Below are 25143 nucleotides of genomic sequence, written 5' to 3' on the forward strand. Positions count from 1 at the left end.
CGGAATTGTTAAGCGCAAATGGGTGAATTACACCCGCGGTCGGCTAGGAATAAGAATCTCCGTGAAGCGGAGCCATACTCGCATTCCAATGTTGTGATAATTGCGCGAAGTGTCCCTCGCCGCCGCGCAGTTCGGCCGGCGTGCCGTCTTCGACCACGGCGCCCCCGTCGAGCACGACGATGCGATCGGCGATGCCGACCGTCGAGAGGCGGTGGGCGATGATCACCGCCGTACGGCCGGCCAGCAGCCGTTCGAGGGCGTCCTGCACCAGCGCCTCGCTCGGCAGGTCGAGGGAACTGGTCGCCTCGTCGAGGATCAGCACACTCGGGTCGGCGATGAACGCCCGCGCGAACGACACCAATTGCTTCTGTCCCGCCGAGAGGCGGCCGCCGCGATGGTTGACGTCGGTGTCGAAGCCGAAGGGGAGGGTCTCGATGAAGCGATCCGCGCCGACCGCGCGTGCCGCGTCCCGCACCTGGTCGTCGGTCGCGTCGGGACGGCCGAGCCGGATGTTGTCGGCGATCGTGCCGCCGAACAGGTAGCTCTCCTGGGTGACCACGACGATATGCCGACGCAGATCGGCGAAGGACAACTGCCGCACATCGATACCGTCCAGGGTCACCGCCCCGGAACCGACGTCGTAGAAGCGGGCGATCAGTTTGGCGATCGTCGACTTGCCCGCCCCGGTGCCGCCGACCAGCGCGACCGTCTGGCCCGCGGGGATGTGCAGATCGAGATGGGCGATCACCGGTTTGCCATTGCGATATCCGAAATCGACACCGTCGAGCCGGATCTCCCCGGTGGCGGACGTCAGGGGCTGCGGCGGTGCGGGTTCGGCCAGGTTCGGCGCCTCCTCGAGCAGACCCGAGATCTTCTCCAGCGACGCCATCGCCGCCTGCAGGGCGTTGTAGAAGCGGGCCATCTGCTCGAGCGGTTGGAAGAACCGCTTGGCGTACAGCACCGCGGCGATCAGCGTGCCGATGCTCAGTTCGCCCGACAGCATCCGGTATCCGTCGATCGCGAGCAGCACGGCAACCGTGATGTTGCCGATCAGGATCAGGGCGGGATCGTAGACACCGAACAGCGACATCGCCCGCAGATCGGTATTGCGGTACTCCCGCGAGACCCGACGCTGATCGGCCGTGACGTTCGGTTCCCGGCGGAAGGCCTGTACCGCGCGCATTCCGGTCATCGTCTCGACGAACTGGCCGATCAGATTCGCCGACGCCACCCGCGAGGAGCGGTACTCGACCTGGGAGACCCGGTGGAACCAGCGGGTCAACCACAGCACCGGCACGGACGCGACGATGAAGATCAGCCCGCTCGCCGGATCCAGGGTGAACATCAACACCGAGACGATCGCCATGTAGCAGAACGCGGACAGCAACTGGTTGACGCCGGCGTCCAGCAGTTCGCGGATATCGTCGAGATCGCTGGTCTGGCGGGCGATCACGCGCCCCGAGGTGTACTCCTCGTGGAAGTCCAGGCTCAGCCGTTGGACGTGATTGAATACCCGGCTGCGCAGGTCGAGCATCACCTCCTGGCTGATCTGCGAGGTCAGCCGCACCGACCACCAGTTGAGGGCGCCACCGGCCAGCCCGATCGCCACCAGCGCGCCCCCGAACCACAGGGCGGTCGACAGGTCGCCGTCGCGCAGGCGGGGCAGCGCGGTGTTGACGCCGATCGCGATCAGTAGCGGGCCGGCCGCGCGGGCGGCCTGGGCGGCGACGATCAGCGCGAACAACAGCAGCACCCGGCCGCGCATCGGCCACAGCAGCAGCCGCAGCAGGTGCGCGGAGCGGCGTCGGACGAACCGATTGGTGTCGCGGTCGAGGTGGACGCGGTCCTCGATCCCGACGCCGGTGGGATCCGGCGCGGCGGGAGCGGTCGACTCGGTGGTGCTTCGGGTCATCGGTGGGCCTCGATCGCCTCGCGGGTGGTCTCGATCGCCGCGGACTGCGCCCGGCCGATCGGATCGCGGGTGGACGCGTCGACCGTCGGTGCGGGCGGCGGTGTCGTATCGCCGACGATCGCGCGATAGAGCGCACTGGAGGCGCGCAATTCGGCGTGGGTGCCGATCGCGACGATGCGCCCCTCGTGGACGACGGCGACCCGGTCGGCGATCGTGACCGTCGACGGGCGGCTGGCGATCAGCAGGGTGGTCGTATCGGCCAGATGTGCGCGCAGCCGATCGGCCACCACCCGCTCGGTGTGCACGTCGAGCGCGGAGAGCGGGTCGTCGAGCACCAGGACCCGCGGGCGCGCGGCGATCGCCCGGGCCAGCGACAGCCGTTGCCGCTGACCGCCGGACAACGTCAATCCCTCCTCCCCGATACGGGTGTGGATCCCGTCGGGCAGCCGGTCGACGAAGTCCGCCTTCGCGACCCGCAGCGCGGTCGCCAACTCCTCGTCGGTCGCGTCCGGGGCGCCGAGCGCGACGTTCTCGGCGATCGTCGAGGAGAACAGCAGCGGCTCGTCGAAGACCACCGAGACCAGGGCGCGCAGGTCGTGGCGGGTCACCTCGCGCACATCGGTCCCGTCGACCCGGACGCTGCCGGCGTCGACATCCCGGAATCTGCCGACCAATTGGCCGATCGCGGTCTTGCCGCTGCCGGTCAATCCGATCAACGCGAGCGTCTCACCGGGTTCGATCACCAGATTCAGATCCTCGAGCACCGTCGTCGAGCCGTCGTAGGAGAAGTCCACCCCGTCGAACTCGACCCGGCCCGGCCCCTCGGGCAGCGGCCGCGGGTCCGGGGGATCGGAGACGGTGTTGAGCTGGTCGAGCAGCTCGCCGAAGCGGCTCAGCGCCGCCTTGGCGTCCATCGTCATCGTGAACTGCTCGCTGATCCGCTCCAGCGGGCCGCCCATGATCGCGGCGGTGGTGAACACCGCCAGCAGGCCGCCGATCGTCAGGTGACCGTCGACCACCCGCAGCAACCCGACCACCAGCAGCACCCCGAGCAGCGCGTCCGGGATCGCCGACATCGCAAAGGCGATCAGCGCCTTCTGATCCGCCTTGCGCAGTTCGGTCGAGCGCAGCTCGCCGGCCTGTTCGATGTAGTCCGCGACCGCGTGATCCTCGCGGCCGAACGCCTTGAGCACCCGGATGCCGTGCACCGACTGCTCGACCGTCGCACCCAGATCACCGATCTGGTCCTGACTGACCCGCGCGAGATCGTGGTAGCGGCTGCGGGCCCGGAAGCTGACCGCCACGGCGGGGACGCAGCCGATGAAGTAGATCAACCCGAGGATCGGGTCGACCAGGGTGATCAGGGCCAGGCCGGCGCCGATCGTGAACGTGTTGACCACCGTTTGGCTGATACCGAAGGTCAACCACCGGCGGAAGCGCCGGACATCGCTGATGCTGCGGCTGAGCAGTTGGCCGCCGCTGTAGCGATCGTGCACCGACGGCGGCAGGTCGGCGAGGTGCCGGTAGATCAGGATGCGCAGGTCGGACTCGAACGTCGTTCCCGGCGTGGTGATCAGCCGCCGGCGGGCGATGGTCAACGCCGCCTCGCCGATGCCGAGGACCAGCACGACCGCGACCCCGATCCACAGTTCCCGATAGCCGCCTCCGTCGAGGGAGGTGTTGACGATGTATTGCAGGGCTTGGGGAATCGCGAGGCCGAGCGCCGCCGCGCCAACGGCGGCGACGATGCCGGCCGCGAAGCGCGGGGCATAGGGCCGCGCGTGCGGCATCAGTCGGGCCATCGCGGAACCGAAGGACCGCGGCGGTGGTTCGACCGGTGGGGTGATGCCCGGTGGGGTGATGCTCGGGTGGTCAGGCACGCGGGGCCCCGTTCTCATTCGACGTCCAGGAGGGTGCTGCCGGTGACGGCGGCGGCCAGCAGGGCCGCCAGGTCGTCGAGCAGCGCGGGATCAAGGGGCAGTCGGGTGACCGAGAGCCGCAGGTAGTCGCTCGGCGCCGCGGTGATGAAGGCGTCGCGGCCGCCCTGCGCGCGAATCCCGGCGCCGGCCAGTTGCCGCAGGACCCGGTGCTCGTCGGGGACCGGTATCCAGACGAAGAGGCCGCCGTGCGAGTCCACCCGCAGGCCATGGCGTTCCAGCGCGGCGGTCAGGGCGACGTTCAGCCGGTCGTAGACCCCGCGGGCGGATCGGGCCCGCGCCAGTGCCTCCCGGTCGCCGAGCAGGATCGTCAGAACCCGCTGCAGCAGGCCCGATACCCGAATGCCGTCGGCGCGTTGCCGATCGAGAATCGTGCCGACGATGCGACCCGACCCGCCGACCACCGACAGGGCGAGGTCGGTGCCGAAGGCCCGCCAGTACTGGCTGATGCGCACGGTGTGCTCGGGGAAGGCGCCACCGAGGCTGATCGCCGGAAAGAGTCCGGCCGACGCGTCGTCCTCGACGATCCAGGGCGTCGATCCGTGCCGTTCGATGGTCGCGACCAGGGCGTCCCGCCGCTGCGGGGTCATCGTCGAGCCCAACGGAATCTGCCCGGTGGGCTGGAAGACGAAGGTGCCCGCCCCCGCGTCCAGGGCGGCGGCCAGCGAGTCCGGTATCGGGCCCGCCGCGTCGAGGTCGACCGCGACCGTCGCGTGGTCGACGATGCGCGAGGTGAGGTCGTTCGTGCGCAGCATGCCGGGGCTCTCCGCCGCGATCGCTCCGTCGGCGATCGCGGTGACGGCGTCGAGGATCATCCGCAGGGCCGCCAGCCCGGTCGGCAGCAGGGTGAACGTCGCGGGACCGAAGGGCCACTGCTGCTGGAGCCGGTCGATCAGCTTGGCGTCCAGATGGGTATGGGTCAGCGGGCGGCCGGGGTCGATCGACGCCGCGAACGCCGGAACGGTCGACGGGACCAGGGCGGGCTCGGGGAGGGCCTGGACGAGTTCGACGCTGCCCCAGCCGTCGAAATCCGCCGGCTGCGGGGTGGCGGGAGCGGTCCGGGTGACGAAGGTGCCGCCGCGGCGCCGCGTATCGACCAACCGTTCGCGGCGCAGCCGCACCCAGGCGTCCGTGACCGCGCTGACCTTCAGGTCGAGGTGGTCGGCCAGCGATCGGATGGTGGGCAGCTTCGTGCCGTCGGCGAGTTCACCCGAGTCGATCAGGGCCCGAATGCCCACCTCGATCGCGGCGCCTCCGCCGCCGGGTGAGGCGGTGATGCGATCGGTGAGCCGCGTCGCCAACCAGGCCGCGGATACTTCGCTGTCCGTCATCCGCGGCGGGCAAACATATCGGCAAACATATTTATCTCGCATCCGCAGGGTGATTGTGTGGCATTCGTCCAGGTATGGGCCGCTGTCAACCATAACCCATCCGGGCATATCGGAACATTGCGTCGGATATCGGCGGCCGAGCGACCCGTCTGCCGAAAATATGTTCAGAATATGTTTGCCATGACGGCGGCGGGTACGGCAACCGCGGCGACGGGGAGACCGGGTGCGTGGTGGGGCGGGGTTGGGGAGGCGGTTCGTGTTCTGGCACAATGAACGGCTGTTCGCCCGTCACCGGCTACGGCCGGCCGGCGGTCACAACACCCCATATCCGCAAAACCGGGTGCACCGACCGGGTGCATCGCTGAATTGCGTCGTGACCAACCCGTTGAAAGGGGCCATACGATGGCCGTTCGTATCAAGCTGACCCGTCTGGGCAAGATCCGCAACCCGCAGTACCGGGTGGTCGTCGCCGACGCCCGCACCCGCCGCGGTGGCCGTGCGATCGAGACGATCGGGAAGTACCACCCGAAGGAAGAGCCCAGCCTGATCGAGATCAACAGCGAGCGTGCGCAGTACTGGCTGTCGGTGGGCGCGCAGCCGACCGAGCCGGTCGAGGCCCTGCTGAAGATCACCGGTGACTGGCAGAAGCACAAGGGCCTGCCGGGCGCCGAGGGCACGCTGAAGAAGGCGGAGCCGAAGCCGACCAAGCTCGAGCTGTTCCAGGCCGCCCTCGCGCAGGCCGATTCGGAGCCGATCGCCGAGGCCACCACCGCCAAGAAGAAGAAGCCGGCCAAGGCCGACGACGACGCGGCCGCCACCGAAGGGGACGCCCCCGCCGAAGCAGACGCCGCGCAGTGAGCACGGTCATCGCCGACGCCGTCGAGCATCTGGTTCGCGGCATCGTGGCCAACCCCGATGACGTTCAGGTCTCGGTGGTCACCGGACGCCGCGGTCGGACGATCGAGATCCACGTCAACCCGGACGATCTCGGCAAGGTGATCGGCCGCGGCGGACGTACCGCGACCGCGCTGCGGACCCTGGTCACCGGTATCGGTGGCCGCGGGATCCGCGTGGACGTCGTCGACACCGACCGCTGATCCGATCGACCATGGAGCTGGTCGTCGGTCGAGTGGCCAAGCCACACGGCGTCAAAGGTGAACTGGTGGTCGAGGTGCGCACCGACGACCCCGACCAACGCTTCGCGGCCGGGTCCGTTCTTCGGGCCCGGCCGCGGATGCGTGACACCACCCCGTACAAGAAGTTGCCGCGGCTGACCGTCACCGGCGCTCGCAGTCATTCGGGGCGGATGTTGGTGACGATCGAGGGCGTCGCCGATCGCACTGCGGCGGAGGCCCTGCGCGGGACCCTGCTGGTGATCGACTCGTCGGAGCTGCCCGCCCGCGACGATCCGGACGAGTTCTACGATCACGAACTCGAAGGCCTCGAGGTGCGGTTGCGGGCCGAGGGGTCCTCGCCCCGCGCGATCGGGATCGTGCGCGAGGTATTGCACACCGCCGGTGGCGATCTGCTGGCGGTCGACCTCCCCGAGGCGGGAGAGGTGCTCGTGCCCTTCATCTCGGAATTTGTTCCCCACATCGATCTCGGCGAGAGCTACCTCGAAATCGACCCGCCCGAGGGATTGATGCCCGACGGCGACGAGCCGTGACCTCGCCGTCGCTGGCGGTCGACGTGCTGACCATCTTTCCGGGCTATCTGTCGCCGCTGCGGGAAGCCTTGGTCGGCAAGGCGATCGACGCCGGACTGGTGTCGGTGGGGGTGCACGATCTGCGCGACTGGACGCACGACGTGCACCGCGCCGTCGATGACGCGCCCTACGGCGGCGGCCCCGGCATGCTGATGAAGCCGCAGGTCTGGGGCGAGGCGCTCGACGACGTGCTCGCCCGTCACGACGATCCCATCCTGATCGTGCCGACCCCGGCCGGTCGCCCCTTCACCCAGGAGACCGCCCAGCGCTGGTCGCGCGAATCCGCGCTCGTCTTCGCCTGCGGGCGGTACGAGGGGATCGACGAACGGGTGATGATCGACGCCGGCCGTCGGGTCCGGGTCGAGCAGGTCTCGATCGGTGACTACGTCCTCGTCGGGGGCGAGGCCGCGGTGCTGGTCATCTGCGAGGCGGTGATCCGTCTCATCCCCGGGGTGCTGGGCAATCAGCGCTCCCATCAGGAGGACTCCTTCTCCGACGGCATGCTCGAGGGCCCCGCCTATACCCGTCCGCGGGTCTGGCGCGACCTCGAGGTGCCGCCGATCCTGCTGTCCGGAGACCACGCGCGGATCGCCCGGTGGCGCCGCGAACAGGGGCTCGAACGCACCGCGGACCGGCGACCGGATCTGATCGATCCGCCGGTATCCGCCGGGGCGGAGCGCGCCGGCGAATCCGCCGGTCCCGGGACGAATCCGCGCTGATCGCCGCCGCGGGCAGCCGTGGACGCCCGGGGTCGAAAAGCGGCGGGTCTCGGGACGGCGCGACCGCGCCCGCAGCCGACTTCGGTAGGCTCGCGGCCCGTGACCGACCAGAGCATCAACGAAGCACCCACACCCGACGCCGCCGCGACCACGACGTCGGGGCCGGCCGATCGGCGGATCGGGACCACCGATATCGATCGGCGGATCGCCGAGGAACTGGGTGTGGGGCGCGGCAGTGTGCGCGCCGCGATCGAGCTGCTCGACGGCGGCTCGACCGTGCCGTTCATCGCCCGGTACCGCAAGGAGGTCACCGGCGGTCTCGACGACACCCAGCTGCGCACCCTCGAGGAGCGCCTGACCTATCTGCGCGAGCTCGAGGACCGGCGCGGGGTGATCCTCGAGTCGATCCGGGAGCAGGGCAAGCTCGACGAGGAGCTCGAAGCCCGCATCGTGGCCGCCGACACCAAGGCCCGCCTCGAGGACATCTACCTGCCGTACAAGCCGAAGCGTCGCACCAAGGCCCAGATCGCCCGCGAAGCCGGGCACGAGCCGGTCGCCGACGCCCTGCTGTCCGATCCGACGACCGATCCGGCCGGGTACACCGCCGAACAGCTCGACGGCGCCCGCGCGATCCTGGTCGAACGCTTCGCCGAGGACGCCGACCTGGTCGGGTCGCTGCGCGAGACGATGTGGAGCCACGGCGCGCTCGCCTCGAAGGTGCGCGACGGCAAGCAGGCCGACGGCGCCAAGTTCTCCGACTACTTCGAATTCGCCGAGGACTTCACCTCGCTGCCCTCGCACCGCGTCCTGGCCGTGCTGCGCGGCGAGAAGGAGGACGTGCTGAGCCTGACCTTCGACCCGGAGCCCGGCGACGAGGAGGGCGAGCGCTACCGGACGATGATCGCGGCCCGCTTCGGCATCGCCGATCTGGGACGGCCCGCCGACCGTTGGCTCGCGGACACCGTCCGCTGGGCCTGGCGGACCCGGCTGCTGGTCTCCTCGGCGCTCGACGTGCGCATGCGGCTGCGGCAGGCCGCCGAAACGGACGCGGTCGCCGTCTTCGCCAACAACCTGCGCGACCTGCTGCTGGCCGCGCCCGCCGGCGGTCGGGTCACCATGGGCCTCGATCCCGGCTTCCGCACCGGCACCAAGGTCGCCGTGGTCGACGCGACCGGCAAGGTCCTCGCCCACGACACGATCTACCCGCATCAGCCGCACAACCGTGTCGAGCAGGCCCTCGCCACCCTCGACCGGTTGACCCGCGAGCACGGCGTCGAACTGGTGGCGATCGGCAACGGCACCGCTTCGCGCGAGACCGACCGGCTCGCCGCGACCCTGGTCTCCGCCCACCCGAGCCTGACCAAGGTCGTCGTCTCCGAGGCCGGCGCCTCGGTCTACTCGGCGTCGGAGTACGCCGCCGGTGAGCTGCCCGACCTCGACGTCACCATCCGCGGCGCCGTCTCGATCGCCCGGCGCCTGCAGGACCCGCTCGCCGAACTGGTCAAGATCGACCCGAAGTCGATCGGCGTCGGCCAGTACCAGCACGACGTTTCCGAATCGCTGCTCGCCCGCTCGCTCGGCGCGGTGGTCGAGGACGCGGTCAACGCGGTCGGCGTCGACGTCAACACCGCCTCGGTCCCGCTGCTGTCCCGCGTCTCCGGCATCACCCGCTCGCTCGCCGAGGCGATCGTCGCGCACCGCGACAACCGCGGCGCGTTCCGCTCGCGCGAGCAGCTGACCGATGTCGCGCGGTTGGGGCCCAAGGCTTACGAACAGTGCGCCGGCTTCATGCGGATCCGCGGCGGCGACGACCCGCTCGACGCGAGCGCCGTGCACCCGGAGGCCTATCCGGTGGTCCGCCGGATCGCCGAACGCAGCGGTCTGCCGGTCGCCGAGGTCATCGGCAACTCGGCCGTCCTCGGCTCGGTGCGGGCGGCGGACTTCGTCGACGAGCGCTTCGGCCTGCCGACCGTCGTCGACATCCTCGGCGAGCTCGACAAGCCCGGTCGTGACCCGCGGCCGCAGTTCGAGACCGCCACCTTCGCGGCCGGCGTCGAGAAGATCGGCGACCTCACCCCGGGGATGGTCCTCGAGGGCGTGGTCACCAACGTCGCCGCGTTCGGTGCCTTCGTCGACATCGGCGTCCACCAGGACGGTCTGGTCCACGTCTCGGCGATGTCGCACACCTTCGTCAAGGACCCGCGCGACGTGGTGCGCAGCGGCCAGGTGGTCAAGGTCAAGGTCACCGAGGTCGACACCGAACGCAAGCGGATCGGGCTGACCCTGCGACTCGACGACGAGGCCGACGTCCGCGCTCGCGGCGGACGCGCCGAAGGCGGTCGCGGTGGGCGCTCCGATCAGTCGCGCGGCGGGCGTCCCGACGGGCAGGCCCGCGGCGGGCGGTCCGACGGGCAATCGCGTGGGGGACGTTCCGACGGGCAGGCCCGTGGGGGGCGGTCCGACGGCCAGTCGCGCGGCGGCCGCTCCGAGGCGCCGTCCCGCGGTCGTTCCGACGGGCGGCAGGCGGCCGATGCCAACGCCTCGCGCGGTCGCGGCGACCGCAGCGGCAACGCCGGCGACCGCGGGCGCGGCGACCAGGGGGCCTCCGGCGGTGACCGTCGTCACAAGGGCGGCAACGATCGGCGGTCCCAGCCGACCGGCTCGATGGCCGATGCGCTGCGGCGGGCGGGTTTCGGTTCCTGAGCCAACCCCCGGTCGCCGGTTCGACCCGGCCGTTCGCGCGGGTCGATTACCACCGCATCCGCCGCTTCTGGCATCATGAATCGGTTGCCGGCGCCGATACGCGTGCGGTCGACAACCCTTACACGGAGTACGAACGGGTGGGAATCCGTGATCGTCGCCGGGCACAGCCCGCGGCCGGTCCGGCGCCACGTTCCTCTGCTCATGCGTCGAAACACCAAGGACGGACAGTCAATGAACACCCTGGACCTCGTCGAGAAGCAGTCGCTGCGCACCGACATCCCCGAGTTCGGCCCCGGCGACACGGTCAACGTGCACGTCAAGGTCATCGAGGGCAGCAAGGAGCGCGTGCAGGTCTTCAAGGGCGCGGTGATCCGGCGCCAGGGCGGCGGCATCCGCGAGACCTTCACCGTGCGCAAGGTATCGTTCGGCGTCGGCGTCGAGCGCACCTTCCCGGTGCACAGCCCGAACCTCGCGAGCATCGAGGTCGTCACCCGCGGTGACGTCCGTCGCGCCAAGCTCTACTACCTGCGCGATCTGCGCGGCAAGGCCGCCAAGATCAAGGAGAAGCGCTGATCGAGTTCCCCGAAAGGGGAGCCGGCCGGCGGTCGACCATATGAACGCACGCTCGGACAAGCGGGGGTTCACCTTCCGCACCGACGCCGATCGCGAGAACGAGAAGAAGAAGCGGCCGTTCTGGAAGGAACTGCCGATTCTGATCGTGACGGCGTTGGTGCTGAGCATCCTGTTGCAGACCTTCGTCGCGCGGGTCTTCCTGATCCCGTCCGAGTCGATGGAGCCGACGTTGCACGGCTGCAACGGCTGCACGGGTGACCGGATTCTGGTCGACAAGATCACCTACCGCTTCGGAGAACCGCGGCCGGGTGACGTGCTGGTCTTCAAGGGGCCCGACTCGTGGTCGATCGGCTACACCTCGACCCGCTCGGACAACGTCGTCGTACGTGGTCTGCAGGAGGTCGGCTCGATGGTCGGCCTGGTCGCGCCCGACGAGAACGACCTGGTCAAGCGCGTCATCGCGGTCGGTGGGCAGACCGTCGAGTGCTGCGACGCGCAGGGCCGGGTCATGGTCAACGGCGTCGCGATCGACGAGCCGTACATCCAGTTCGACTTCCCCTTCGAGCCCGGCGTGCTCGACTGCACCACCGTGCCGTCGTCCGGACGATGCTTCGGACCGGTCACGGTGCCGGAGGGGCGGCTGTGGATGATGGGCGACAATCGCAGCAATTCCGCGGACTCGCGGGTACACGTCGGCGACGAGAACGAGGGCACCATCCCGGTCGACAACGTCGTGGGCAAGGCCCGCCTGATCATCCTGCCGCCGTCGCGGTGGGGTGTTATCTCGGATCCGCAGATCGTTCCGCAGTGATCGCCGGCGCGGGGCGCTCCGCTCGGGCCCGTCGATACCGAGTTCGACGGGCCGCGTAGCCCCGTGTCGGTCGAAGCCCGCCCACGACGGGGCGCCGCCCAGTGGCCGCCCCGCGTGGTGGTGCGCCGTGCCGCGGGTCTGCGGACGATGGAATCGGTGCTCTACCGGTGCGGCCTCGGACCGGTCGCCGGGGTCGACGAGGCCGGCCGCGGCGCCTGCGCCGGACCGCTCGTGGTGGCCGCCTGCGTGCTCGGCGAACGGGCCCGCAGCGGGCTGATCGACCTGGACGACTCGAAGAAGCTGACGCCGGCGATGCGCGAGACGCTCTTCGGACGGATCAAGCGCTCCGCGGTGGCCTGGTCGGTGGTGACCTTCCCGGCCGAGGAGATCGACCGGATCGGCATCCACGTCGCCAATATCGAAGGCATGCGGCGGACGATCGCCGGTCTCGACAGCGAACCCGGCTACGTGCTGACCGACGGCTTCCGGGTGCCGGGCCTGCCGGTGCCGTCGCTGCCGGTCATCGGTGGGGATGCGGCGGCCGCGTCGATCGCCGCGGCGAGCGTCCTGGCCAAGGTGACCCGCGACCGCATGATGGTCGAGATGGATGAGCAATACGCCGGCTATGGCTTCGCCGAGCACAAGGGATACAGCACCCCGGAGCACAGTCGGCGGCTCGCCGAGCTGGGACCGTGCCCCGAACATCGCTTTTCCTATGCGAATGTGGGTGCGGCCCGACTGGTCGCCACCGGGCGCCCGGGTGATGATGGACAGCGCGCCCATGGTCGACATGGCGACCGCAGGGTCAGGCGCGCCCGCAGTGAAGGAGGGTGGGAGGTCCGATGAGTGCCGAGGATCTCGAGAAGTACGAAACCGAGATGGAGCTCACGCTCTACCGGGAGTACCGAGACATCGTCGGGCAGTTCACCTACGTGATCGAGACCGAGCGGCGGTTCTACCTCGCCAACTCGGTGGAGGTGCTGCCCCGCAATGCCGACGGTGAGGTGTACTTCGAGCTGCGGATGTCCGACGCCTGGGTCTGGGATATGTACCGTCCCGCGCGTTTCGTCAAGCACGTCAAAGTGCTCACCTTCAAGGACGTGAACGTCGAGGAACTCGACAAGCCGGACCTGCGGCTACCCGACTGAACCCGGCCGGTGTGCGTACATCTTCCCCAGCGCGTCGCCGAGGAGATAATCGTCGCGCTCTGCCGCTGAGGAAGACCCTTGCACAGCGGTCCGGTCATCCATTGCGGAAGCCGGTACCGGAGTCGGGCATCTCGCAGGGCAGCAGGCCGCTGCGCACCGCGGTGACCAACCGGGCGTGATCCGCTTCGGTCTGGTCGGCGTAGTGACGCGCGAAGCGGGCCAGGGCCATATCGAGCCGATCGGATCCCCCGACGTAGCCGGAGATCATCGAGGCGCCCGAGGTGCGGGCGTGCCCCTTGGCCAGAAGGTGTCCGACGACGTTGACGTAGTCCGACAGCGCCTCCGGGTCGAGCGCGTCGAGCGGGACCGTGCCCTTCATATTGCGGAACTGCCGCACGTAGTACTGCCGGTCGTCGATGGTGGTCCACCCGAGCAGCGGATCGCTGACGGTCTGCAGGGCTTGCTGATACTCGACGACACGTTGCCCCTGATGGGCGTGCCAGGCCGACTTACCGTGGACGAACGGCCCGAGGACCGAGCGCCGGGCCTGCTTGAGCTGCAGGAAGACCACATCCTCGGGGCTCGAACCCACCAGCAGCACCACATACGCGCGCAGCCCGACGCTGCCGACGCCGACGACCTTGTGGGCGATGTCGACGATGCGGTAGCCGCCGAGGACCCGACGCCAATGTCCGGCGACGGTGTCGAGGTAGGCGTCCAGGCCGACGACGATGTGCTCGAACTCCTCGTCGGTGACGCGGGTGATCAACGGGGGCGCCGCGGTGATGCGGCGGACCCCGTCGTGTTCGGTGGTGAAACGGGGTAGCGCGCGGTCGCTGGTGCGGTTGCGGGCACGCTTGGCGGCCCGGCGGATCTCCTCGCGGAGCTGCGGATTCGTGGTGGTGTGCTTGAGCCGGTCGACGTCGAGCCGCTCGTAGCTGCGGCCGATCAGCGGCTGCTTCGCCAGATGCCGCAACTCCGCCCGGTAGGCGGCGACGCAGGCGGTCACCGCGGTCTCGCACTGGTTCTCGGAGAAACCGTTGTGTCGACCGGCGACCCAGATGCTGGCGACCAGCCGTCGCAGATCCCACTCCCACGCGCCCGGGTGGGCCTCGTCGAAGTCGTTGAGGTCGAGGACGAGGTCGCGCTCCGGCGAGGCGTAGAACCCGAAGTTGCCCAGATGGGAATCTCCGCAGACCACCGGCATGATCCCGGTCGCCGGCAACCGGGCGACGTCGTGCGCCATCACGATCGCCGTGCCGCGCAGGAAGCCGTAGGGCGAGGCGACCATCCGCCCGACCCGGATCGGGACCAGGTAGTCCAGCCGTCCCCGGTGGGATTCCCGGATCAGATCGACCGGGTCGGGCCGGTCGTCCGGCGGGGTCCAGTCGCCCATCGAGGCGCGCGGGACGTCCTCGCGCAGACTGCGACCGAGCGCGAATCGTTCGGCCCGCGAGGTCGGGTTGTGCCGCAGCGTGCGGAACGCGGAGCTATCCGCGGTGGCGAGCACCACGTGGGTATCCGGCCGGGGGACGGACTCGGCCTGCGCCTGCGGATCTGCGCCGTTCGGATCGGCAGCGTTCGAATCTGCGCGGTTCGGATCGGCAGCGTTCGGATCGGCGGCGGTGCCGGGACCTGTTGCGGGGGAACTCACCCCGCCAGTACATCAGGCCCGCGCCGCCCGCCTCGTCCCTTTTCGGCAGGTGTCGCGCCGCCGGGTGCCGGTTCGGGCTGCGCCGGACCCGATCGAGGACGAGGATCACCCTCGTACCACCGGCCCGGCAGGTCTGCCCGGGCCGCCGGGACCAGGGGCGGGGGAGTTGTGCACGATCGACCACGGGTACGCGAGCCGTTGACGGTGGCCGTCGCCCAGCCGCGCACGGTCGTGGGGGATCTCGCCGCCAATGCGGCGGCGCACGCGGACCTGATCGGGCGGGCCGGGGCGCAATTGGTGATCTTCCCGGAGCTGTCGCTGACCGGATACCACCTCGATGCGCCGGTGATCGATCCAGACGATGCTGCCATCGAGGTCCTGCGCATGGCCTGTGCGGACCTCCGGAGCGCGGCGCTGGTCGGTGCGCCGATCGAATGGGACGGCGTCGATCACATCGCGATGCTTCTCGTCGACGCCGACGGCGCGCGGATCGTCTACCGCAAGGCGCACCCCGGGGCCGACGAGGGGCGCCGCTTCGCCGCCGGACCCGGCGCGGTCGCGATGACGTTCGCCGGTCGACGAGTCGGCCTCGCGATCTGCCGGGATACGGGCATCGCCGCACATATCGAGCAGACCGCCGACCTCGGGATCGACCTGTTCGCCTGCGGGGTGGTCCACCACGATCACGAACGGGCCGAGCAGGACCGTCGCTCGCGGGTGATCGCCGCGGTCTGTCGTGCTCCGGTGGCGATGGCGAGTTGCGCCGGCCCGACCGGCGAGGGGTACCACCGGACCGCCGGTCATTCGAGCATCCGATCCGCGGACGGCGACCTGCTCGCGGAGGCGGACGCCGAACCGGACGATGTCGTCCGCGCGACCCTCGCCTGAGCGTGGCCGCCCCAGCGAGGCCGGGACCGGGACATCGGCGGCCGTCCATCGGCGGAAAGGGAGCGTGATGGCCGCCCGGCGCAGCGCCCGTACAGCATCCAGACCGATCGGTCTTCTCGCCCCTGCGGTGGTCAGTGCGGTCGCCTACGTCGATCCGGGCAACTTCGCCACCAACGTCTCCGCCGGTTCCCAGTACGGCTACCTGCTGGTGTGGGTCGTCGTCGCCAGCAGCGCGATCGCCATGTTGGTGCAGTACCTCTCGGCCAAGGTCGGCATCGTCACCGGAGTCGGTCTGGCCGCGATCTGCCGGGAGCGCTACCCGCGCACCGCCGCACGTCTGCTGTGGGTCCAGGCCGAGATCGTCGCCATCGCCACCGACCTCGCGGAGATCGTCGGCGGGGCGATCGCGCTGTATCTGCTGTTCGATCTCCCGCTGCTGGTGGGCGGGTTGATCACCGGGATCGTCGCCTTCGGCATGCTGACGCTGCGTCGACGCGGGGTGCGGGTCTTCGACTCGGTGGTGGTCGGCCTGCTCGCGATCATCCTGATCGGATTCGTGGTCGACGCCCTGATGGCCGGGATCGACCCGCCCGCGATCCTCGGCGGCCTCGTCCCGCGGGTCACCGACACCAACAGCGTTCTGTTGGCCGTGGCGATGATCGGCGCGACGGTCATGCCCCACGCGATCTACCTGCACGGCGGCCTGACCGGGATGCACCGCCGCCCGGAGGCCGATCCGGCGGCACAATTGCGCATCCAGCGGGTCTACGTCGTGATGGCCCTCTCCGGCGCCGGGGTGATGAACCTGCTGCTGCTCGTGATCGCGGCGGCCGCCCTCTCCGGCCGGGGAATCGACACCATCGAGGGGGCGCACGCCGGGATCGCCGCGACCCTCGGATCCGGCGCCGCCCTGCTGTTCGCCCTGGCCCTGCTGGCCTCCGGATTGGCATCGTCGAGCGTCGGCACCCTCGCGGGCCAGGTGGTGATGGACGGCTTCATCCAGCGGCGGATCCCCGATGTGGTGCGCCGGCTGATCACCCTGGCCCCCGCGCTGGCGATTCTGGCGTCGGGGGTCGACCCGACCCGCGCCCTGGTGCTCTCCCAGGTGGTGCTGTCCTTCGGCATCCCCTTCGCCCTGGTGCCGCTGGTGCAGTTCACCGCGAGCCGAACGGTGATGGGGCCGTACGTGAATCGGCGGATCACCACGATCGCCGGGATCATCTGCGCCGCGGTGGTGATCGCCCTCAACGTCGTGCTGATCGCCCTGGCCTTCTGAGGGCCGTCCCACTTTCTCACGACCCTGCCCGCCGCCGTCCCGGCGAGGTTGTCCCCGGGGGTGCGGTTATCCCCGGGTCGGGCGAATCCGCAGGTCGACCGCCGGGCGTGAGCACCGCGATCCGCGATGGTGATCCGGTGACGCAGGGTGACCGAGCGGGGGAAACGGTGGACGCGCAGCGGGTGGGATCTCGGGGAGAGGATTGCGCGGCGAGGTATCTGGTCGACCACGGATATGACGTGCTCGCGCGCAATTGGCGGTGTCGACACGGCGAGATCGACATGATCGTCCGCGGCGCGGACCTGGTGGTCTTCGTCGAGGTCAAGACCCGCACCGGATACGGCTTCGGCGGTCCCTGGTCCGCGGTGCCTCCGAGCAAGCAGGCCCGTATTCGTCGGTTGGCGGCCGCGTGGCTGGCCGAGCGGGACGGGCCGTGGCTGTCGGTGCGTTTCGACGTCGTCTGCGTGATGCTCGAACCGGGACTGCCACCGGCGGTCACCCATCTGCGGGATGCGTTCTGATGGGCCTGGGGCGGGTCTACGCGGTGGCGGTGGTCGGAATCGACGGCGTGCTCGTCGAGATCGAGGCCGATGTGCGCAGCGGTTTGCCCGGGGTCAACGTCGTCGGTCTGCCGGATGCCGCGCTGCAGGAATCCCGGGATCGGGTCCGCAGCGCCGTGGTCAACAGCGGTGAGCAGTGGCCGCGGCAGAAGGTGGTCCTGGCGCTGTCGCCGGCGTCCCTGCCCAAGGTGGGATCGGTCTACGATCTGGCGCTGGCCTGCGCCGTTCTCGATGCGTCGCGGGCGGTTCCGCGCACCCGGCTGGACAACGTCGCCTTCCTGGGGGAGTTGGCGCTCGACGGTCGGCTCAAGAGTGTGCGCGGTCTGCTGCCTGCGGTGCTGGGAGCGCGGCGGGCCGGACGCGAACGGGTGGTCGTACCGGCGGCGGGGCTCCCCGAGGCCGGGCTGGTGCCGGGCATCGACGTCCTCGGAGCACATCATCTGCGGGAGGTGACCGCGTGGCTGCGCGGGGCGGACAACCTGATGGCGCCCGCGCCGATCGCGCCGGAGCCGGCGCCCGGCGGCCCCGACCTCGCCGATGTGGTCGGGCAGGAGCACGCGCGCACCGCTCTGGAGATCGCCGCCGCCGGGGCGCACCACATCCTGCTGACCGGCCCGCCCGGCGTCGGCAAGACGATGCTGGCCCAGCGCCTTCCGGGTCTGCTGCCGGAGCTGACCGATGCGGAGTCGCTGGAGGTGACCGCCGTGCACTCGGTCGCGGGCATCCTGCCGGTCGACCGGCCCCTGGTACGGCGGCCGCCGTTTGTCGCGCCCCACCACACCAGCACGGCGACGTCGCTGACCGGCGGCGGCTCCGGAATGGCGCTGCCCGGTGCGGTCAGCCGCGCGCATCGGGGCGTGCTGTTCATCGACGAGTGCCCCGAGATGTCGATCCGCGCGCTCGAAGCGCTGCGGACTCCGTTGGAGGAAGGAGAGGTTCGCGTGACCCGTGCCAAGGGGGAGGCCCGCTATCCGGCGCGCTTCCAGCTGGTCCTGGCGGCCAACCCGTGTCCCTGCGCTCCGGCGCGACCGGAGGACTGCGTCTGCCCGCCGGCGGCGCGGCGTCGCTACCTGGGTCGGCTGTCGGGACCGCTGCTCGACCGGGTCGATCTGCGGATCGCCCTGCGACCGCCCACCGGCGGCGTGCTGCTCGACGCGGCCTGCGAGCCGACCGAGCGGGTCCGGGAACGGGTGGTCGAGGCGCGGGCCCGAGCCGCCCATCGCTGGCGCGAGGGTGGATGGACGACCAATGCCGAGGTGCCGGGCCCGGTCGTGCGGCGGTCGTATCTGGATGCTCGCGCCGCCCTTGCTCCGATCGAGGTTGCGCTGCGGCGTGGACTGATCACCTCACGTGGCGCCGACCGTGCCATGCGCGTTGCCCTGACCGTATCGGACCTCGCCCACAAGCCGCGCCCCGACGACGGTGATGTCCTGTCCGCGTTGAGTTTTCGCAATCATGGCTAGCGGTGACGTGCACGCGCCGGAACGGGTCGCCCGCGCGTACCTGTCGGCGGTCGTGCTCGGGCCGTCGCGGGGGGTCGCCGACTTCGTGGCCGCCGAGGGGCCGGTGGCCGCGGCGGACGCGATCCGGCGGGGGACGGCACCCGGCGGGGTGTTGCGGCGCAGCGAGGCGCGGGCCGTGCTGGGCGGCGAGGCGCGCGATCTGGAGCGGATCGCCGCGCTCGGTGGCCGGCTGTGCATCCCGGAGGACGACGACTGGCCGTCCTGGCCATTGCTGCCCCTGGACGCGGTCGAGTCCGACAACGCCGATCACGCACCGCCGCTGGCTCTCTGGGTGCGCGGCAGCGCTCCGCTCGGTCGCCTGGTCGACCGGTCGGTGGCGGTGGTCGGCACCCGGGCGTGCACCGGCTACGGAGAGACGGTCACCGCCGAGCTGGCGGACGGGTTGCTGGGCGAGGGATGGACGATCGTCTCCGGCGGCGCCTACGGCATCGACGCGGTGGCGCATCGCGCGGCGGTGGCCACCGGACGGCCGACGGTCGCGGTGCTCGCCGGCGGTATCGACAATCCGTATCCGGTCGGGCATGCGCGGCTGTTCGGTGCGATCGCGGACGGTGCGGGAGTGGTGATCAGCGAGTACGCGCCGGGGGTGCGGCCCGCCCGGCATCGCTTCCTCGCCCGTAACCGCCTGCTGGCGGCGCTGTCCGCGGGTGTGGTTGTCACCGAGGCCGGTCGGCGCAGCGGGGCGCGCAATACCGTCGCGTGGGCGCGCCGCTTCGGGCGGCCCACCATGGCCTGTCCCGGTCCGACGACGTCGGCGGCCTCGGTGGGGTGCCATCACATGATCCGCAGCGGCGAGGCATTGCTGGTCACCGGCGCCGCGGAGGTGATCTCGGAGGTCGGCGCCGCCCCGATGATCGCCGATACCGGACCGGCACGGCCGGCCGATGTTTTACCGCGTCCGGCGCTGATGGTCTACGACGCATTCAACGGACATCGACGGCACGATGAACAGAACCTGGCATTTCTGTCGGGGCTACCGGCCGGCGAGGTCCGCCGAGCGCTGGCGCGTCTGGAACTCGAGTCGTTGGTTTCCCGGGATGATGACGGTTGGTACCGTGTTCGGAATAATTCGGCGTAGCCGGCTGGCGCCACCGATAGCCGACATCCCGGGCCTCCGGCAGCGGCTAATTACCGTCCGTCGCCGTAACATTCCGCCGGGTCGGATTAGCCTCCGGTTTCGATCGTGAACCGTAGCCGACTCCCATTCGAAACGGCCATCGGTGGAGTGATCTCGACGTTTTTCGCGCCGCGCGAACGTCGGGCGCGTTGGGGTGGGTGATTGTTGTCGCTCGGCCGGGTCCGGTCGGTTTTGTCCCAAATTCAGCCCTATCGTCAAATCTGTTGCCGGACAGCGTCATCTGCGCAGAAAAACCGGCGCCGGGCAATTTCCCGACGCGGGTGCCGACCGGTGTATCACCGCCGCGTAACGCGCCGGGTTATCGGCTCGTCGGGCTCTCGTTCAAAGGCGTGCTGTTATATTGAGGGCGAGGCTTACCGAGATGCGACGTGGAAGGGTGCACGGAATGGCTCGCAGGACGACGGTGCAATTGATCGACGATGTCGACGGGTCCGTCATCAAGGACGGTCAGGGCGAGACGGTCGAGTTTTCGCTCGGCGGAGTCCAGTACTCGATCGATCTGTCCAACAAGCATGCAAACGAGCTTTACGATCAGTTTGCATTCTGGGTGGAACATGCAAAAAAGGTGGGCGGCCGCCGCTCGCGCCGGAAGGCCTCCGCGGCCGTCGGTGCCTCGCCGGCGTCGAATTTGAGCGACATTCGCCAGTGGGCGAAGGAGAACGGTTACGCGGTGAGTTCCCGCGGCCGTATCAGCGCGGAGATTCAAGAGGCGTACGCCGCCGCGCACTGATCCGAGAGGCAACCCCGCTGGGTGTCGCCCGGCGGGTAGGTTGGCAGGATGGCCGGGTACAACGATCCGGCCGAGTCCACCCGGCCGCACGGCGGTCGGGTTCGTGTCCGAAGGAGGCACTGGCGATGGCGCGACGTATCACCACGCTCACGGTGGCTCGTCGAGAACAGTTGTCACCCAGCCTGGTACGAGTGGTCTTCGGCGATCCCGGGTTCGGCGAGTTCGAACCCAACGACTTCACCGACGCCTACGTGAAGCTGCTGTTGGGTGACAGCGAGGCGCCGACCATGCGGACCTACACCGTGCGATCGGTCGATCCCGATCGCCGCGAGATCGCGATCGACTTCGTGGTGCACGGCGACGAGGGAGTCGCGGGCCCCTGGGCCGCGCGCGCCGAGGCCGGCGAACAGCTGTCGATGCTCGGACCCGGCGGCGCCTACCGTCCCCGCTCCGACGCCGACTGGCATCTGCTGGCCGGCGACGAATCGGCGATCCCGGCGATCTCCGCCGCCGTGGAGGCGCTCGATTCCGATGCGGTCGCGCGGGTGTACATCGAGATCGAGGATGCCGCACACGAGGTGCCGATCGATCACGGCCCCAAGGTCGACGTGATCTGGGTGCACCGAGCGGGCGCGGATGGCACCGGCGAGGCGGGCGAGTCCCCGTTGTCGCGCGCGGTCCTCGCCGGCGACTGGCTGCCCGGGCAGGTGCACGCCTTCGTGCACGGTGAGGCGCAGACGGTCATGCACGTGATCCGTCCGTACATCCGACGCACCCGCGGGGTCGGAGCCGAGTGGGCGTCGATCTCGGGGTACTGGCGTCGCGGACGCAATGAGGAGAGCTTCCGGGCCTGGAAGCGGGATCTGGCGGTCGCCGAGCAGTAGGTTGCCGGTGCCGGCGTCGGTCGATGTGATCGGCCGCCGGTATCCGTGTCCGTTGTGATTTCGGAGATAAATTGCGTCAAAGCACGCCGGGAACATCCGGGGACCATTCGCGCCATATCCGGGCGATCGTTGCCGACCGGATTCCGGCCCGCTCCGTCGGCGACGACGGGCATGTTTTCCCGGCGCCTACCACCGGGCCGACGGCAATCGCCGCGGGACCGGTGGTGAAGCCGGCTGCGTTGCTGGACGACTATCGCCGGCATTTGGCCGTTGATCATTCCGACGCCACCGTGCGCGCCTATATCGGCGACATTCGTGGATTCCTCGCGCACGCCGGCGCCGCCGGGTCGGCCGGGGGCGAGGGCGCGCCGACCGACCCCCCGATCACCACGCGCGCGATCCGCGGCTGGCTCGCCGCGTCGCCGGCCGCGCGGGCGACCACCGCCCGGCGCCTGTCGTCGATCGCATCGTTCACCGCCTGGTTGCGGCGGACGGGCGTCCTCGACGACGACCCGACCGAGCCGCTCGCGGCGCCGCGCATCCTGCGGACCCTGCCGACGGTCCTGCGGGCCGATCAGATGAGCGAGGTGCTGGCCGAGGCCGCTCGCGAAGCGGCTGCCGGAGACCCGCTCGCCGTCCGTGACCAGGCGATAGTCGAGTTGCTCTACGCCACCGGGATGCGGGTGTCCGAACTCTGCGGCAGCGATATCGACGACATCGACTTCGAGCGGTCGGTGCTGCGGGTCCTCGGCAAGGGCGACAAACAACGGGTGGTTCCGTTCGGCCGTCCGGCCGAAACGGCGGTTCGGCGCTGGTTGGCCGAGGGGCGCCCGAGTCTGGTCGGGCCGCGGTCGGGGCCGGCGCTGTTCCTGGGCGCCCGCGGTGGGCGCCTCGACCAGCGTCAGGCCCGCACCGCGGTACACCGGGTGATCGGCGCCGGCTGTGAACTTCCGTCGATTGCCCCGCACGGATTGCGTCATACCGCCGCGACGCATGTCCTCGATGGCGGAGCCGATCTGCGGGTCGTGCAGGAACTGCTGGGGCATGCTTCGATGGCGACCACACAGATCTACACCCATATTTCGATGCAGAGATTGCGGGCGGCGCATGACCGTGCGCACCCCAGGGCCGAATAATCGAACTACGGGTACGCGTATATGGGTGTTTTTGGTAGCGTCATACCCATCGTTCGGCCGGCAGGCGGATGTGGCTTCGGTGTTGGGCCCATATTCCGGCTTATGGTCTTTCTTTCGACGCGGCCAGGGAGGGGGGCTCGTGGTTCCGGAGCAGGCGGAAGACCGGTCGCTCCCATGGGAGCTGGAGCCGCAGTCCGGGCAGGGGCGCACGGATTGGGTGAGTGTGGAGACCCCTCGTCGGTCCGCCGCTCGGGACTGGCAGGTCCTCGACGGCTACTCGAACGGCGAGCGTCGTGGTGACGGCGAGACCGGGGCCACCGCGCACGGCGCCGGCCCCGCGCACGGCGTCGACCGTCGGGTGAACCCCTCGCGCGGCGATGCCGAGCCCGTCTCCCTCCCCGCCCGTACCGCGGCCGCCGCTCCCGAGGTCTACTCGGTCCCCGACACGCGCAACCGCTCGGTCGCCGTCGTGCCCGAACAGCGCGGCGCGGTCGTACCGCAGCCGTCGGCCGATGCCTACGGCAGCGAGGGGCTGTACGGCGACGACGACCGGTATCTCCCGGAGGGCTACCGCCGCGCCCAGCATGTGGATCCGCAGGCCGGCCCGGATGCCTTCGACGGGTATCAGCGAGGCGCCGGCCCGGTCGACGGGTACCGCCGTCCCGACGCCTACCGGGATGCCGGGTACCGCGATCCCGAGGATTCGGCGGGCCGGGCCGGGGACTTCTACCCGTCGGGATATCCCTCGCCGGACGCGCGGACGCGGGACGACACCCTCGGTGAGGACTCGGCAGAGCCCTACCGAGCGGATGAGCCCGCAGCCCTGCCCGCGGGGCCGCCCGCCCGACGCACCGGCGGCGAAATCGAGATCGCCCACGACTTCGACGTGCAGTACGGCGCCGCCGACCTGATGCCGGACGCCTTCCCGAGTCGCCCCCGCCACGCGATGCCGCCCCGATCGGGATGGCGGCGCGGGATCTACCGACTGACCGGGGGAGCGGTGCACCCCGCGGAGTCGGCCGCCGAGCGCCGCTACAACGCGCAACTCGAACGCATTCGTCAGCCGATTCGGTCGGACTATCGGATCGCGCTGTTGTCGTTGAAGGGCGGCGTCGGCAAGACAACCACCACGATCGGTCTCGGCTCGATCTTCGCGTCGGTGCGCGGCGACAATGTCATCGCCGTCGACGCCAACCCCGACTTCGGCACGCTGGGCGGACGTGTCCCGCAGCAGACCCAGTCGACCGTCCGCGACCTGCTTGCCGTCGATCCGGCGCTACTCCGACGTGCGCGTGCACTCCTCGCAGGCCACCAGCCGGCTCGAGGTGATCGCCGGCGAGCGCGATCCGGCGGCATCGGAGGCGTTCACCGAGGCGGACTACCGCGGCGTCATCGACATCCTGCGGGTCCACTACAACCTCATCCTCACCGACTGCGGCACCGGGGTGATGCACTCGGCGATGAACGGGGTGCTCAGCCTCGCGCACTCGCTGGTCCTGGTGACCACCCCGGCGGTGGACGGTGCGTCGAGCGCCGCGGCGACGCTCGAATGGCTCCAACTGCACGGCTACGCCCACCTGGCGGAGCGGACGGTCGTGGTCGTCAGCGCACAGCGGCCGGGCCCGCTCGGTATCAACATGGAAGCGCTGCAACGGCATTTCCTCGCCCGGTGCCGCGCGATGGTCGTCGTGCCCTTCGACGAGCATCTCGCCGAGGGCGGCATCGTCGACATCGACCGGCTGCGGCCGCGGACGCGGGCGGCGTTCGTCGACCTCGCCGCGATGGTCGCCGACGACTTCCCGCAGAACGCCGGCCGCCACTCGGCCGCGGTCTCCGGCGCCGACCCCCGCGGCTGGTAGTTCGGTCCTTCCGCCGCGCCGGTCCCGCTCGAGTCGATCGGGCGAATCCCGAGGGTCGGGTCGGGGACGGGGTGGTTCCTCGGAGCCGGTCGGGTCCGAGGCGTCAGGGGTCGGGGCGCAGCACGATCCGTCGCCCGCCGAACAGCCCCAGTGGGTCGAGGTAGGTCTGTCCGCGGCGCAGTCCGAGATGCAGACAAGCCTCGACCGCGCAGCCCTCGTGCCCGACCCGCAGGACCCCGACGATCTGACCGGCGGTCACCAGGCGACCCCGCTCGACCGAGGCGACCACCGGTTCGTAGGTGCTGCGCAGGCCGTTGCCGTGCTCGATGCTCACCACCGGCTTCCCGCCGACCTGCCCGGCGAACACGACGGTCCCCGCGCCCACCGCCCGGACCGGGACGCCGTCGCTGCCCGCGAGGTCGACACCGCGATGCCCCGGTAGCCAGTCGTGTGCGCCCGGAGCGAAGGCGCGCTCCACGGCCGGCCGCGGCTCCAGGGGCCACCGATAGTCGTCGCGCGCGCCGGCCGGCGGAATACCGACGAGCGTCGAGAGCGCCATTGTCGGAAACGCCACCACGACCAGCGCCACCAGCAGCCGGGAGCGACGCGGCCGGAGTCGGCGAAGGGGATCGATCATGCCGTCCAGCATCGTTCCC

The 25143-nt window shown here is 70.3% G+C and carries 23 protein-coding genes and 1 pseudogene; 19 read left to right on the forward strand and 5 right to left on the reverse strand.

Annotated elements, in window-relative coordinates; genetic code table 11:
* Positions 1-43: 43 nt before the first annotated feature.
* Genes MB1_RS20320 through MB1_RS20330 form a run of 3 tightly spaced genes read right to left on the reverse strand, consistent with a single transcriptional unit; the run spans position 44 to position 5180 of the window.
* Positions 44-1912 carry an ABC transporter ATP-binding protein gene (locus MB1_RS20320; protein WP_084352314.1) on the reverse strand — a complete coding sequence of 623 codons (1869 nt, stop codon included), beginning with the start codon at positions 1910-1912 and terminating at the stop codon, positions 44-46.
* A complete protein-coding gene (locus MB1_RS20325) occupies positions 1909-3792 on the reverse strand; it encodes an ABC transporter ATP-binding protein (protein ID WP_218000288.1) in 1884 nt (627 codons plus the stop codon). Before MB1_RS20325 ends, MB1_RS20320 begins: the two co-directional genes overlap by 4 nt.
* 14 nt (positions 3793-3806) lie before the next feature.
* The gene (locus MB1_RS20330) at positions 3807-5180 is read right to left on the reverse strand and encodes a GntR family transcriptional regulator (protein WP_066911828.1); all 1374 of its coding nucleotides are present in this window, start codon (positions 5178-5180) and stop codon (positions 3807-3809) included.
* A gap of 402 nt (positions 5181-5582) precedes the next feature.
* Here MB1_RS20330 and rpsP point away from each other — a divergent pair, with 402 nt between their 5' ends.
* From rpsP to MB1_RS20375, 9 genes are all read left to right on the forward strand, one after another.
* The gene (gene rpsP / locus MB1_RS20335) at positions 5583-6038 is read left to right on the forward strand and encodes a 30S ribosomal protein S16 (protein WP_066911831.1); all 456 of its coding nucleotides are present in this window, start codon (positions 5583-5585) and stop codon (positions 6036-6038) included.
* Positions 6035-6277: an RNA-binding protein gene (locus tag MB1_RS20340; RefSeq protein WP_066911834.1), complete on the forward strand. Its 243-nt coding sequence runs from the start codon at positions 6035-6037 to the stop codon at positions 6275-6277. The genes rpsP and MB1_RS20340 overlap by 4 nt, the downstream gene beginning before the upstream one ends.
* 11 nt (positions 6278-6288) lie before the next feature.
* Complete coding sequence (gene rimM, locus MB1_RS20345; RefSeq protein WP_066911836.1) at positions 6289-6846, forward strand: ribosome maturation factor RimM; 558 nt, start codon at positions 6289-6291, stop codon at positions 6844-6846.
* 11 nt (positions 6847-6857) lie between these two features.
* Positions 6858-7604 (forward strand): tRNA (guanosine(37)-N1)-methyltransferase TrmD, encoded by a 747-nt coding sequence (trmD, locus tag MB1_RS20350; protein ID WP_084352339.1) that lies wholly within the window; start codon positions 6858-6860, stop codon positions 7602-7604.
* Between the two features lie 177 nt (positions 7605-7781).
* Positions 7782-10307, forward strand: a complete 2526-nt coding sequence (locus MB1_RS20355; RefSeq protein WP_066912007.1) for a Tex family protein — start codon at positions 7782-7784, stop codon at positions 10305-10307.
* A gap of 231 nt (positions 10308-10538) precedes the next feature.
* Positions 10539-10880: a 50S ribosomal protein L19 gene (gene rplS / locus MB1_RS20360; protein ID WP_066911839.1), complete on the forward strand. Its 342-nt coding sequence runs from the start codon at positions 10539-10541 to the stop codon at positions 10878-10880.
* 40 nt (positions 10881-10920) lie between these two features.
* On the forward strand, positions 10921-11691 hold the full coding sequence (lepB, locus tag MB1_RS20365) for a signal peptidase I (RefSeq protein WP_066911842.1): 771 nt from the start codon (positions 10921-10923) through the stop codon (positions 11689-11691).
* A 63-nt stretch (positions 11692-11754) separates the two neighbouring features.
* Entirely contained in the window at positions 11755-12537 is a 783-nt protein-coding gene (locus MB1_RS20370; RefSeq protein WP_084352320.1) for a ribonuclease HII, read from the forward strand.
* Positions 12534-12839 carry a DUF2469 domain-containing protein gene (locus MB1_RS20375; RefSeq protein WP_066912010.1) on the forward strand — a complete coding sequence of 102 codons (306 nt, stop codon included), beginning with the start codon at positions 12534-12536 and terminating at the stop codon, positions 12837-12839. The genes MB1_RS20370 and MB1_RS20375 overlap by 4 nt, the downstream gene beginning before the upstream one ends.
* A 94-nt stretch (positions 12840-12933) precedes the next feature.
* On the opposite strand, the gene MB1_RS20380 is transcribed toward MB1_RS20375, so the two are convergent.
* Positions 12934-14352: a DUF2252 domain-containing protein gene (locus MB1_RS20380; protein WP_245650293.1), complete on the reverse strand. Its 1419-nt coding sequence runs from the start codon at positions 14350-14352 to the stop codon at positions 12934-12936.
* 309 nt (positions 14353-14661) lie between these two features.
* Here MB1_RS20380 and MB1_RS20385 point away from each other — a divergent pair, with 309 nt between their 5' ends.
* The 10 genes and pseudogenes from MB1_RS20385 to MB1_RS27055 all read left to right on the forward strand — a co-directional run bounded on the left by MB1_RS20385 (position 14662) and on the right by MB1_RS27055 (position 24487).
* Entirely contained in the window at positions 14662-15381 is a 720-nt protein-coding gene (locus tag MB1_RS20385) for a carbon-nitrogen hydrolase family protein (protein ID WP_066911850.1), read from the forward strand.
* A 67-nt stretch (positions 15382-15448) separates the two neighbouring features.
* A complete protein-coding gene (locus MB1_RS20390; protein ID WP_066911852.1) occupies positions 15449-16657 on the forward strand; it encodes an Nramp family divalent metal transporter in 1209 nt (402 codons plus the stop codon).
* A gap of 107 nt (positions 16658-16764) precedes the next feature.
* Positions 16765-17178, forward strand: a complete 414-nt coding sequence (locus MB1_RS20395; protein ID WP_245650289.1) for a YraN family protein — start codon at positions 16765-16767, stop codon at positions 17176-17178.
* A complete protein-coding gene (locus tag MB1_RS20400) occupies positions 17178-18680 on the forward strand; it encodes a YifB family Mg chelatase-like AAA ATPase (protein ID WP_066911855.1) in 1503 nt (500 codons plus the stop codon). Before MB1_RS20395 ends, MB1_RS20400 begins: the two co-directional genes overlap by 1 nt.
* Complete coding sequence (gene dprA, locus MB1_RS20405) at positions 18673-19818, forward strand: DNA-processing protein DprA (protein ID WP_066911858.1); 1146 nt, start codon at positions 18673-18675, stop codon at positions 19816-19818. The genes MB1_RS20400 and dprA overlap by 8 nt, the downstream gene beginning before the upstream one ends.
* Before the next feature lie 445 nt (positions 19819-20263).
* On the forward strand, positions 20264-20608 hold the full coding sequence (locus tag MB1_RS20410) for a histone-like nucleoid-structuring protein Lsr2 (protein ID WP_066911861.1): 345 nt from the start codon (positions 20264-20266) through the stop codon (positions 20606-20608).
* Between the two features lie 125 nt (positions 20609-20733).
* Positions 20734-21492, forward strand: coding sequence for a siderophore-interacting protein (locus tag MB1_RS20415; RefSeq protein WP_066911864.1), 759 nt, complete (start codon positions 20734-20736; stop codon positions 21490-21492).
* Between the two features lie 224 nt (positions 21493-21716).
* Positions 21717-22628, forward strand: coding sequence for a tyrosine recombinase XerC (locus MB1_RS20420; RefSeq protein ID WP_174531987.1), 912 nt, complete (start codon positions 21717-21719; stop codon positions 22626-22628).
* Positions 22629-23574: 946 nt separating this feature from the next.
* A pseudogene (locus tag MB1_RS27050) lies at positions 23575-23787 on the forward strand (ParA family protein); the annotation flags it as partial.
* A 61-nt stretch (positions 23788-23848) separates the two neighbouring features.
* Entirely contained in the window at positions 23849-24487 is a 639-nt protein-coding gene (locus MB1_RS27055; protein ID WP_439646965.1) for a MinD/ParA family ATP-binding protein, read from the forward strand.
* A 103-nt stretch (positions 24488-24590) separates the two neighbouring features.
* Here the strand turns inward: MB1_RS27055 and MB1_RS20430 are convergent, their stop codons facing one another.
* Positions 24591-25124 carry a M23 family metallopeptidase gene (locus tag MB1_RS20430; protein ID WP_066912030.1) on the reverse strand — a complete coding sequence of 178 codons (534 nt, stop codon included), beginning with the start codon at positions 25122-25124 and terminating at the stop codon, positions 24591-24593.
* Between the last annotated feature and the right edge of the window lie 19 nt (positions 25125-25143).

This window comes from Millisia brevis NBRC 105863 (genome assembly GCF_001552615.1).
In the GTDB taxonomy this organism is placed as follows: Bacteria; Actinomycetota; Actinomycetes; order Mycobacteriales; family Mycobacteriaceae; genus Millisia; species Millisia brevis.